Consider the following 11,949-nt stretch of genomic DNA (forward strand, 5'->3'; position numbering starts at 1 on the left):
TTTACCTTTCAGGCAATTTACCTCAGGAAATTCATGCGGTTTTTATCATTTTTCTTTGCCATATTAAGCTGGCCAGCCTTAGCCCAGCTAGAAAACTTGGGTCCTACTGTTAATACAGAATATAATGAAATAGCACCTATTATCTCACCTGATGGCAAGACCATCTATTTTTCTAGGGTAAGTCACCCACAAAATACCAATGGAACCAAAGGTAGCCAGGATATATGGTATTCGGAATTGAAAAATGGGCTATGGACTCAGGCCCGAAGGCTTCCTTCTCCGCTCAATAGGGAGACGTATAACAGCCTGTACAGCATTACTCCCGATGGGAATACCATATTGATAAAAGGAGCCTACAAAAATGGGATTTATGAAACCCGGGGATTTTCCATTAGTAAGAAGACAGCCCGCGGATGGAGTAGTCCGAACAAAATAGATATCCCGGGCTATACCAAATTAAGCAAAGGTCAATTTGATTGTGGCTATTTGTCCAATGATGGGAAAGTTCTGGTAATGTCTTTCAGTGAAAAAAAGAATAGTAAAGTAGATGACTTATATGTGTCCTTTAAGGATAAAAAAGGGGAATGGTCTAAGCCTATGAATCTTGGTCCTGAGATTAATAGTAAGGAATTTACCGAAACTACTCCTTTCCTTGCCTCTGATGGGTATACCCTTTATTTCTCCAGCGACCGCAAAGGAGGAGAAGGTAGTAATGATATCTACTATAGCAAACGAATCGATAAAAGCTGGAAGCGATGGAGCCGGCCAGTGAACCTAGGCAAGGACATCAATACTCCTGAGTATGATGCATACTATAACGTATCGGCCGTGGGAGACTATGCCTATATGATTTCCTTCAAAGACAAGGAACGTAAGGGGGAGGTAGTTCGCTACGATCTACAACCCAAAGTAACCCCTGGGGATACGGCACAGGCGCCAATTGCCAGCGTTCCGGCTCCCGACCCGGTGGTTTTGGTCAGTGGTAAGGTAATTGACTCTAAAACGGGGAAGCCTATTGAGGCGACTATAGTTTATGAAAATCTGGCAGACGGAGAGGAAGTAGGGACGGCAACGACCAATCCTACTACCGGTGAATATAAAATTGTATTGCCCTACGGACAAAAATACAGCGTGCGAGCGGTAGCTCCCAACTTTATAGCCGAAGGTGAAAATGTGGATCTTACGGATACTACTGGCGCAAGTGGGAATAATCGTTTCAAAGAGATAACTAATCAATCGTTAAAACTGATCCCGATTGAAGAAGGACAGATTGTAAGGCTGAACAATATCTTTTTTGCTACGGCTAAGTCAGCACTGCAAAAGGCATCCTTTCCCGAGCTGGACCGTATCGCCATTACTATGGCAGAGAATAAAAATTTGGCCATTGAGCTCGGGGGGCATACAGATGATGTGGGCGGAGATGCTTCCAATCTGAAGTTGTCTCAGGACCGCGCCGATTCGGTGCGGGAATATTTGGTGGGAAAGGGCATTGAGCCAGACAGGATTTCCAGTAAAGGATATGGTGAAACCAAACCCGTAGCATCCAATGACACGCCGGAAGGTCAGCAGCTAAACCGTCGGGTGGAATTCAAAATCCTAAAAAAATAAGACTCAGTGGTAGATCACGACCAGAAGTAAGAAAACTATTAGCCACAAGGCGTCTACGAAATGCCAATACCTGGTGGCTAGCTTAACTTTAAGTCGGTTAGGCGGATTCACACTATAAACGAATGAATCGACGTAGGAACGGTTGCGTACCGCTTTCTGAAATAAGCGGGCTAGGTAGACAATTCCAACCAAAATATGCAACATATGGAGGCCTGTGAGCAGGTATACGAGCCCTATTGCCATATTATCCTTAAAAAAAATCATGTTTTCGGACATTACATACCAGCCTCCTGCCTGAAGGAGCATAAAGGTAATACCCAGGCCAAGGGTGGCTCCCAAAAATACGCGGAAATGAAGGAAACGCTCCTGTCTGAATGCTAAATTGGCCTCGTGCAAGGTGATACTACTAAAAAGGATTACAAGGGTGCTTAACCAGAACAGATCGGGTAGCACGATATAATGGTAGGCGTTAGGATCGGCCCGAACCCAATAGGTGATAAAAATTACAGTAAAAAGCAAGAGACTACCGGCCACTCCTAACCAAAGCATAAAGCCTAGGGGCTCCCTGCGCTTTGTAAACATATTTTCATCGGAACGGGTAGAGTGTTTCGTACTCATATGACGGTCTGCTTTTTTTTCGGCCTTATTGGGAAAAGACTCAACGAGTTAATATAACGGTTAGAATTATTTTTCTGACATACAACTTGATGGAATTATTTCATTATACCATACCAGCTATTATAGTTAACAAAAGAAGAATAAAAATTCGTTTCATTTTCGAAAAATCCATAGACGGTAGATCCCGAACCGGTCATGGAAGCATAGAGGGCTCCCGCTTCATAAAGTTGAGCTTTGATCTGGGCAATAGTGGGGTGCTTCCGGGCCAAGGGGGCCTCAAAATCGTTGATTACCTGGTCTTTCCATTCCTGAATCGGGGTTTTTAAAATATCCCTTAAGTCGCAGGCAGGACGCCGGGGACGAATGCCCGCATAGGCTTCAGCCGTACTGATATGGATTCCTGGATTGATCACCGCAATCCACCGTCCTTTCAGGGACAAATCCATCGGTTCAAATTCATCACCCTTGTGAAAGCTAAAAACAGGCTTATTTTTTACGAAAAATGCACAGTCACTTCCCAATTGTCTGGCATACTGGATGAGTGCTTCTTCGGAGAGGTTTAGTTGCTCCAGCTTATTAAGTGCCTTCAAGGTAAAGGTTGCATCTGCTGAGCCACCGCCCAGGCCCGCACCGATGGGTATGGCTTTAAGTAAATGCAAATCTATAGGAGGGAGATTGTAGTCGGCTCTAAGCAGATGATAGGCACGAATACATAAATTGTCCATAACATTTCCCGGTACTTCCATTCCAGAAATGGTACAGGTCAGACGCTCTGAAGGAGCAATCTCCAAAGCGTCAGTCCAGTCGATCGGGTAGAAACAGGATTCAACGTTATGGTATCCATCACTTCTTTTCTGGGTGATATGAAGGCCAATATTAATTTTGGCGTTGGGGAAAACCACCATGGTATGCTTGTCAAGATTTTTTATTGTGATCGAACAGGCGGGGTTTATTGGGCCCATCTCCATTCCTGGCCTATTATTAGCTCCTGTTTGAGCCCTTGTCCAATTAAGAATTCCTTGGTCTTGGTGTCAGATAATTTTTTTACCGGTATCCGAGGGGCTGTAGACAGGGCATACAAGTACATGGCGGCAACCCGTACCGTATTTTTAAGCTCCGCTTCATTGACCAGTTCCATATCGTCGCAGTCGGCATGGTAACAATCCAGTACCGATTTTTCCAAATGTCCGGATAGCCCTGCTATGGGAACACCTTCTAGCATAAAGGGTTGATGGTCACTGTGTAAGCCTGCCCGATTCGACGTCTCATTCTTATATTCAGGATATACCTTGGTGATGGCCTGGCCAATGGGTTCAAAAAAGGCAGACATTTCATTCCTCCCAAAAATATTGATTCCCTTGGGATTATTGGTCATATCCAGGTTCATCATATAGCTCACCTTTTCTATTTCTCCGGACTTCTTCAGCTCATTGACAAAGTGCTTAGATCCAAGTAGTCCTTGTTCTTCACCCATAAATAGCACAAATTGGATGGTTCTTTCTGGCCTGATTTTCAATTTACGGAAGGTTCTTGCAATATCCATGACGGCAAAGGACCCTATACCATTATCAATGGCTCCAGTTGACAGATCCCAGGAATCCAGGTGCCCACCTATGATAATTTTCTCGTCCGATTTTCCCTTAATAGTCGCTATGACATTTCGTGCCTTGATGGGTTTGGAAAGGTTATGCATTTCTATCTGGGCTTCCAGGGGCCCTTCTTCTTTAATCCATTCCCGTAGCTCGATCCCACTGTTGCTGGAAATATTGACAGCTGGTATAGAAATAATGGCTCCCGTAACCGAGGCCGTGCCAGTAAGTAAAATATTGCCTGGTGCTCCATTGACCATAATAATTCCTTCAGCGCCATATTTGATAGCCAGGGCAGTTTTCTCTGATCGATGAAGATTTTTCTTTCCACTAACGCCAACGAGTCCTATATTGGCCAGGGCTATTTTGCCTTTTAACTTGTGCTTGGCCGCCTCGAAGTCCTCTTCCAGTCCATTGCCCACATCAACAATTTCCCCTTGTAAACTCGCATCTACCGGTGAATGTGCTAAGGAAACAACTGGAATATCACGGAAATTATCGCTACTACTCGGAGCAATACTCAAGGTTACGGTATCGCGCATCCAGGAATCTACCGTAAAAGGTTGATAAATTACATCGGTAAATCCGTATGATTTTAATAATTTAAATGCAAAGTCTTCGGCACGCTGACCATTAGGACTGCCAGTGAGGCGGTGTCCTATGGTACCGGTAGCTTCTGCCAGAGTCTGGTAGGCCCGACTATGTTTATCTACTTCAGAATCAATTTTCTGAAAATGCCGTTCCCATTTTTTATCTCCACCTTTAAATGCTGTAAATGCCAAGAATACACCTCCAGCCAAAACAACCAGTAACTTTTTTCTCATAATTGCGCCTTAACAACGATTAGTACCTTCCAAAATCCGAACTTAGTAAAAGAAATTTATCCCCGAAGGAATATGCAAAATAAAGTTAACATATTTTAGACGCTAAAAAGGTATCATTGGTTCGAAGAATTCAATTTATGATTTTGCAAATATTGAAAAAATGGAATTGATTCGCCTTTCCTGAAGCCAACACGGCTTTCTCTTTGGAATTGTTGAATTTTTCCAGAAACAGAAACCAATCAGATTGCCTGCGTGTTATTTTAAGTGTTAAAATAACACTTAAAAAGCTGCGCTAGTCTGCAAAAATTTCGTCAACTTTGTAAGACCTTGTATTAATCTAGTTCTATCTATAGTATTTCACAATTTTTAATATGTATTTTCTCGGATTTGATTTAGGCAGTTCCTCAGTGAAAGCATGTTTGATGCATGCCGATACCGGCCAAGCAGTTGCGACGGCTTTTTTCCCAGAAAAAGAAATGCCTATTGCGGCTCCCCAGACCGGTTTTGCTGAGCAGCAACCTGAGGCATGGTGGGAAAATGCCTGTCTGGCATCGCAGGAAGTGATTCGTAAGTCGGGAGTAAAGGCCAATAAAATAGGGGCCATCGGAATTTCTTATCAAATGCATGGCCTGGTGGTGGTAGATAAGGATTTAAATGTTTTACGGCCTTCTATTATTTGGTGCGATAGTCGTGCAGTAGAAACAGGTAATGAAGCCATGGAGGCTCTGGGTGCAGACTTTGTATTGCCCAGACTCCTGAATTCTCCAGGAAATTTTACTGCCTCCAAACTAGGCTGGGTGAAGCGGAATGAGCCGGGAATCTATGCACAGGTACATCGGTTTATGTTGCCTGGCGATTATCTGGCGGCTCGCATGACTGGGGAGGTAGTTACTACTCCGTCCGGATTATCAGAAGGAATCTTTTGGGATTTTGTAAAGCAACAGCCTGCTGATTTTCTGATGGAGTATTTTGGGTTTTCCAGTGAGCTACTTCCTACCATATTACCGACCTTTTCTGAGCAAGGCCGCCTTACCGAATCGGCTGCCAAGTCTATGGGACTGTCGGCAGGGATACCCATTACCTATCGGGCTGGAGATCAGCCCAATAATGCCTTTTCCTTAAATGTGCTTGAACCCGGGGAAGTAGCTGCCACAGCCGGAACCTCGGGTGTTGTATATGGCGTAAGCGATCAGATAAAATTTGACCCTAAATCACGGGTAAATACTTTTCTTCATGTAAACCCTATTTCAGAGGCAGCTCGCTATGGGGTATTATTATGTGTTAACGGGACGGGTAGTCTTAACGGCTGGCTTCGCAATACCCTGTTGCAGGGCGGTATCTCCTATCCGGCCATGAACGAAGTTGCGGCTCAAGCTCCGGTTGGCAGCGATGGACTACTTTGTTTACCCTTTGGGAATGGAGCCGAGCGGATGTTAGAAAATCAGGATCCGGGAGCACAGTTTAAGGGATTACAGTTTAGCCGGCATACCATGGCTCACTGGACACGTGCGGCTCAGGAAGGCATTGTCTTTGCCTTGTATTACGGAATGGAGATTATGGAAACCGTGGGTGTATCCCTGAAGAATATTCGTGCCGGCGAGGCCAATATGTTCTTAAGTCCCTTATTCAGAGAAACATTTGCCAATGTATCGGGTGCCACTGTTGAGCTTTATAATACGGATGGTGCGCAAGGAGCCGCCCGGGCGGCGGGCTTTGGACTTGGTTACTACAAAAATAGAGCGGAAGCCTTCGTTGGCCTCGCCGCTCTGAAGACGATTGAGCCTGATATGGTTCAGGTGGAGGCAACCCAACAGGCTTACCAAAACTGGAAGCGGGCCCTTTTGGATTAAAGGATAGATAAGGGAAACGGGTTATCAGCCTCGTTTCCCTTATCCAACGGCCTTCATTCCTGTGCCGCCGCCACAACTTCCTCTACTTTGTTGACCACTATCTCCGTAATTTTTACGGTAATCTGGTCCTTGTTCTGATATTCCCGGTATCGGATTTGTCCTTCTATAGAAAGGTGTTTGCCCACTTCAAATAACTCATTGCAGCGTTCCGCCATCTTGCGGTAGGCAACAATATGATGCCAGGTCGAGTGCTTAGTTACTTCTTTATCCTTACTAGTATAAATCTCCTGGGTAGCCAATGAAAAATTGGCAACCTTACCAGTGCTGAGGTCCTTGAAAACAATTTCTTTCCCCGTATACCCGATTAATTTGACCGTGTTCATGATCGTATATGTTTAAGATGGAATAATTGCGCCATGATATTCAGTGGCTAACGATACAAAGTTGGGCGATTGGTTGCACTCGATTCGGTTTTTAAGCATTTACAGTCATCTATAAACATTTGTAAGCATTTGCAAATGGTTAATGCTCCACATAAAAAGAATAGGGAGAATGTTTATATTGCAAAATAATATGATGTGTTTTTCCAAATAAAAGTAGGAGAGATGAGTCAATGCCTGGAGTGTGGAAAGCCTTTGATGGGTAGGGTGGATAAGAAGTTTTGTTCGGATATGTGCCGTAATAGCTTTAATAACCGACTTAACTCGGATGCCCATAACCTTATGCGCAATATGAACAACCAGCTACGAAAAAACCGACGAATCCTCGAAGAAGCCTGCCCTGAGGACAAAGCTACCCTACCCAAAACGATATTGCTTTCGAAGGGCTTCGACTTCAACCTGATGACCCATTTGAGAACTACTCAGAAAGGTTCGGTTTACCATTTTGTATATGATTATGGCTATCTGGCTTTGGAAAATGACTTCTATTTGGTGGTGCGGGATAAAAGATTAGAAAAATAGGGTAATTTTACGACTCAATACAAACTTCTTAGTGATGAAAAAAGTTAATCTAAGCGATTCGGGACCTAAGGTTTCTGAAGCGATTTATGGTTTTTGGAGATGGACAGATGAGGGGGCAGAAACCACCAATAAGATAGAAAAAACAGTTAATCTCTGTTTGGAACTGGGTGTAAACACCTTCGATCATGCAGACATTTATGGCGATTTTACGGTAGAGACTCATTTCGGAAAACTCATTCAGAAGAAAGCGGTAAACCGGCAGGATTTGGTGTTATTCAGTAAATGTGGAATACGTAAATCTGACTCTGGTCGCTTTCATTATTACGATACCTCCGCCGAGCATATACGAAATAGTGTAGAGGGTTCCCTAAAACGTCTCAATACCGACTATCTAGATATTTTTCTTTTACAACAAAGCGATTTTCTGGCCGATCCGGAGGAGACGGCAGGGGCACTGTCTGAAATCGTAAAATCGGGAAAGGCAAGGCATATTGGTGTTACCAATTTTTCGGTGTTCCAACATCAGCTTTTGGCATCCTACCTACGACTCCCCATAGTAACCAACCATATTGAGCTTAACTTAATGAATACCTCTGCCATCGATGATGGGCGCATCGATTTTATAAAGCAGAGTTTTAGCAAACCCCTGGCCTGGGCTCCATTGGCCGGAGGGAAGATCCTAAATGGAACGGAAGAGAGAACTGTACTTCTGCGTTCAAAACTCGAACAGTTGGGCGAGAAATACAATGCGAATAGTGAGCAAATGGCCGTTGCCTGGCTGATGAAATTGGGTACTTTACCCATTATAGGTTCTATGTCTGAAAATAGAATCAGAAATGCTGCCAGTGCCTCCGAAATTCAATTGGATCATCAGGATTGGTATGAGATTTACCATTTGGCTAGGAAAAAGCCAGATCTGATTTGATAGAATAGCTGGAAAGAGCCCTTATTTCGATTGAGAGATGAGGGCTCTTTTATTTTCTGGACCTGGTGTAAAAGTTACTGGGACTAGTCCTTAAGCTGCTTCGCGTCCAATTTTCGGATAATCTGCTTTTTGTCGAATAGCAAGCGCCATAGTGCGAAGGGTGGGTCTGAATGTGCCATGCAGGCTTTACAGATATAGTGGTCGGTAGGGACCGGGGCGTTGTAGACGATTAGAGAATCTCCCAGTGTTTGAATATTATCTTTGTCTGTAGGGTTATGGGCGGCACTGTATTGATAGGCCTTAAGCAGCTCGACTTCCTTGGGCTGAAGGGCGGGGTTGTCAGCATCAGCCGCTCCCAGCAAGGCTATTCTTACCCCATATTCTTTCTCCAAGGCGGCCAAAACGGGTATGCTGCTGAGGTCGGCGCATAGGGATTCTGTGCGATCGGGATGAGCGTTGATCTCTTTTTCTAAAGCTTTCTGCGCTATTTGCACGATTTTTTTTCCCCACTCATCTACGGTGTAAATCAATTGCGTATTGGTGACCCGCTTGATCTGGCTGGCCTTAATTTCCCTGCTAAGTTCTTTTGTATTGTCCAGCCTCTTTGAATTACATGAGACCAACAGGAACATAAAGACGAGTGCAAGTGATAGGTTTTTCATGGATGCTGGTAATATTGATTAATACAGTGCAAGTATACAAAGCAATAAAAGGAATTCCTTAATATATCCCCTAGTAAAATGAGGAGATTTGAGGACTGTATGCCGGTGCCGATTCCGGACCTTGACCAGGCGCTGAAATAAAAAGTGAATTATAACTATCTTTGTTCTTCCATTAGAAGAGTATATAGAAATAAAGAGCAGATGATAGATAAATTAGAGGCGATTAAAGAACGTTTTGAAGAGGTTTCGCAGCAAATCAGTCAGCCCGAAGTCGTTACCGACTCCAATCGGTACTCCAAGCTGAGTAAGGAATATAAAGATTTGGGCAAAATTGTGGAACAATACGCAGCCTACCTCAAACTTCAAAAGGAGATTGCAGGGAATAAAGAACTGGTAGCTACAGAAAAGGATGAAGAGCTAAGGGAAATGGCTAAGGAAGAGCTGGATGAACTGCTACCAAAGCTGGAGGAGATGGAGTCAACCATAAAAGAATTGCTTATTCCTAAGGATCCTAACGACAGCCGGAATGTGATTCTAGAGATACGTGGGGGTACAGGTGGAGATGAAGCAGCCATTTTTGCTGGTGATCTGTTTCGGATGTATCAACGCTTTTTTGAAAAAATGGGATGGCGTGCATCAGTTTTAGACTATACAGAGGGTACCAATGGAGGCTATAAGGAAATAATCTGTAAGGTAGAGGGAGAGGATGTATATGGTAAGATGAAATTTGAGTCTGGGGTTCACCGGGTTCAACGCGTGCCTCAGACCGAGTCGCAAGGGCGGATCCACACCTCGGCTGCTTCCGTAGCAGTGCTTCCCGAAGCCGAAGAAGTGGACGTTCAGATTAACATGAACGACGTGCGTATCGATACCTTTATGTCCTCCGGTGCAGGTGGACAGTCGGTAAATACCACCTATTCGGCAGTCCGGCTTACACATATTCCTTCGGGGTTGGTGGTGAGCTGCCAGGATGAGCGGTCCCAGCTTAAAAATAAAGATCGTGCACTCAGTGTACTGCGTTCGCGACTCTATGAAATTGAATTAAAAAAACACAACGATGCGGTAAGTTCCCAGCGTAAGTCCATGGTAGGAAGTGGCGACCGTTCCGATAAGATAAGGACCTATAATTACCCTCAAAGCCGGATTACCGATCACCGTATTGGGCACACCGTTTATAATCTTCCGGCGGTAATGGAAGGAGATATTGCGGACTTTATTGAAAGGCTCCGTATAGCAGAAAATGCCGAACGCATGCAGGAGGGGGAGACTGTATAGCAATGTATAGTCTCTCCATGTGAGAGACTATACATTCTAGATTGTTACAAAAAATGATAATGTATTCTTCATGAGGTCTTATTTCCATTCTCTCGATTATTTGAGAGGTATTGCTGCTGTTGCCGTATGTTTATTTCATTTTACTGATAAACTCGACTATTTAGCTCTGGATGACCTAGTGAAAAAGGTCTTTAATTTTGGACATTATGGTGTAGAAGTCTTCTTTATAATTTCGGGCTTTGTCATACCTTTTTCAATGAGTAAAGGCCACTATAATTGGAAGCAATTGCCAATATTTTTAAAAAAACGATTTATTCGAATTGAACCTCCATATCTGGTCTGTGTTCTGCTTTGTTTGGTTCTCAATTACATGACAACCCTTAGTCCATTTTATGTCGGTTTGCCGTTTTCAATAAATCTTGTCCAATTGATTTCTCATATTGGTTATATGAACGGGTTGCTCGGAATGGACTGGTTAAATCCGGTTTTTTGGACCCTTGCTATTGAATTTCAATATTACCTACTTATTGCCCTGATATTCCCCCTCATTAGTCACCCTAAGTCTTCTGTTTGGGGGGTTACATTGGTCATTTTCAATGCGCTCTCTTTCTATTTCGATAGAAATTATGTGTTTAATTTCTCTTTGTATTTCAGCATAGGAATAATAATATATAGATACTATTGGCATGCCTTGAGTGTGAACGGACTGCTTTTTTGGATTTTTGTGCTATCATCGTACTGTTTTTATCAGTACACTTATGTTGAGTTTATCGTATCTTTATTGGCCATAATTTTTATTATATTACCTCTTAATCCTTCCGGCTGGGGTAGTTTCTTTGGCAATCTTTCCTACTCACTTTATCTATTACACTTTCCAATAGGCCTCCGGGTGATAAGTTTGACCCAACGATTTGTTGAGTCTGAACTGATACGCTATACTATGGTGGTTGTAGCTTTGGCAATTTCGGTTATTGCGGCTTACTACTACTATTTGATTCTCGAGCAACCCTTTAAGAAAATTTCTCAAAACATGAGCTATACCTCTAAGGAGCCTAGTCCGGAAGTTCCATTGTAAATTGGAAACTCTACTTGCCAATAATCTTCCTATAAGTTGTTTTTTGGTAAGTTTCAAAGGCTTCCTTTTTATGGTAGCCTTCACCAAAAAAGGTGATTACTTCATGAAATTCTCTGGCCTTCATATAGCCTGGTAAGGGTTGAATCATCTGAAACTGATCGTCAAGGAAGACCGTTGTGGGGTAACTAGGCCGATTGTTGGTAAGTGAAAGGGCTAGTTGATGTGTGCGATTGGCCGCATCGTAGGAAAATTCGGTATTACCTAAGACGATGGCTTCTTTTTGTTCTGCATTAAGCTTTACCGCGTAATAATTTTTATTGATATATTGGACAACGTCAGGATTTCGGAAAGTCTCCCGATCCATGACCTTACACCAGCCACACCAGTCAGTATATATGTCTATGAGAACCTTGCGAGGTTCCGTCTGAATTTTTTTATATGCCTCTTCTATCGTCAACCAATTAATAGCTTCCGATTTTTGAGCTTGAGACGGATGGCTTGCCAGAAAGAGAAAACCTATGGAGGTCAGTAAGAGACCTTTTATATATATATTCATAACGG

At 43.3% G+C, this 11,949-nt stretch carries 12 protein-coding genes; 6 read left to right on the forward strand and 6 right to left on the reverse strand.

Annotated features, from left to right (window positions below):
- Positions 1 to 33: 33 nt before the first annotated feature.
- Positions 34 to 1,608: an OmpA family protein gene (locus tag X939_RS0108120; RefSeq protein ID WP_025762763.1), complete on the forward strand. Its 1,575-nt coding sequence runs from the start codon at positions 34 to 36 to the stop codon at positions 1,606 to 1,608.
- A gap of 3 nt (positions 1,609 to 1,611) precedes the next feature.
- Here the strand turns inward: X939_RS0108120 and X939_RS0108125 are convergent, their stop codons facing one another.
- The 3 genes from X939_RS0108125 to X939_RS0108135 form a co-directional block, all read right to left on the reverse strand.
- Positions 1,612 to 2,226, reverse strand: coding sequence for a cytochrome c oxidase subunit 3 (locus tag X939_RS0108125; RefSeq protein ID WP_025762764.1), 615 nt, complete (start codon positions 2,224 to 2,226; stop codon positions 1,612 to 1,614).
- Between the two features lie 95 nt (positions 2,227 to 2,321).
- Entirely contained in the window at positions 2,322 to 3,194 is an 873-nt protein-coding gene (gene ispE / locus X939_RS0108130) for a 4-(cytidine 5'-diphospho)-2-C-methyl-D-erythritol kinase (protein ID WP_310588041.1), read from the reverse strand.
- A complete protein-coding gene (locus X939_RS0108135; RefSeq protein ID WP_025762766.1) occupies positions 3,176 to 4,639 on the reverse strand; it encodes a M28 family peptidase in 1,464 nt (487 codons plus the stop codon). The genes ispE and X939_RS0108135 overlap by 19 nt, the downstream gene beginning before the upstream one ends.
- 371 nt (positions 4,640 to 5,010) lie before the next feature.
- On the opposite strand from X939_RS0108135, the gene X939_RS0108140 reads away from it, so the two are divergent.
- Positions 5,011 to 6,489: a xylulokinase gene (locus X939_RS0108140; protein WP_025762767.1), complete on the forward strand. Its 1,479-nt coding sequence runs from the start codon at positions 5,011 to 5,013 to the stop codon at positions 6,487 to 6,489.
- Between the two features lie 53 nt (positions 6,490 to 6,542).
- On the opposite strand, the gene X939_RS0108145 is transcribed toward X939_RS0108140, so the two are convergent.
- Positions 6,543 to 6,872: a single-stranded DNA-binding protein gene (locus tag X939_RS0108145; protein WP_025762768.1), complete on the reverse strand. Its 330-nt coding sequence runs from the start codon at positions 6,870 to 6,872 to the stop codon at positions 6,543 to 6,545.
- Between the two features lie 222 nt (positions 6,873 to 7,094).
- Here X939_RS0108145 and X939_RS0108150 point away from each other — a divergent pair, with 222 nt between their 5' ends.
- Both X939_RS0108150 and X939_RS0108155 read left to right on the forward strand, forming a co-directional pair.
- Complete coding sequence (locus X939_RS0108150; protein WP_025762769.1) at positions 7,095 to 7,451, forward strand: hypothetical protein; 357 nt, start codon at positions 7,095 to 7,097, stop codon at positions 7,449 to 7,451.
- 34 nt (positions 7,452 to 7,485) lie between these two features.
- Entirely contained in the window at positions 7,486 to 8,376 is an 891-nt protein-coding gene (locus X939_RS0108155) for an aldo/keto reductase (protein WP_025762770.1), read from the forward strand.
- 83 nt (positions 8,377 to 8,459) lie between these two features.
- Here the strand turns inward: X939_RS0108155 and X939_RS0108160 are convergent, their stop codons facing one another.
- Entirely contained in the window at positions 8,460 to 9,038 is a 579-nt protein-coding gene (locus tag X939_RS0108160; protein WP_025762771.1) for a hypothetical protein, read from the reverse strand.
- Positions 9,039 to 9,239: 201 nt separating this feature from the next.
- Here X939_RS0108160 and prfA point away from each other — a divergent pair, with 201 nt between their 5' ends.
- Positions 9,240 to 10,313: a peptide chain release factor 1 gene (gene prfA / locus X939_RS0108165; protein WP_025762772.1), complete on the forward strand. Its 1,074-nt coding sequence runs from the start codon at positions 9,240 to 9,242 to the stop codon at positions 10,311 to 10,313.
- 70 nt (positions 10,314 to 10,383) lie between these two features.
- Positions 10,384 to 11,388: an acyltransferase family protein gene (locus X939_RS0108170; protein ID WP_025762773.1), complete on the forward strand. Its 1,005-nt coding sequence runs from the start codon at positions 10,384 to 10,386 to the stop codon at positions 11,386 to 11,388.
- 10 nt (positions 11,389 to 11,398) lie between these two features.
- Here X939_RS0108170 and X939_RS0108175 read toward each other — a convergent pair whose 3' ends face one another.
- The gene (locus X939_RS0108175; protein WP_025762774.1) at positions 11,399 to 11,944 is read right to left on the reverse strand and encodes a thioredoxin family protein; all 546 of its coding nucleotides are present in this window, start codon (positions 11,942 to 11,944) and stop codon (positions 11,399 to 11,401) included.
- Positions 11,945 to 11,949 lie beyond the last annotated feature (5 nt).

Source organism: Dyadobacter tibetensis Y620-1 (genome assembly GCF_000566685.1).
Lineage (GTDB): Bacteria > Bacteroidota > Bacteroidia > Cytophagales > Spirosomataceae > Dyadobacter > Dyadobacter tibetensis.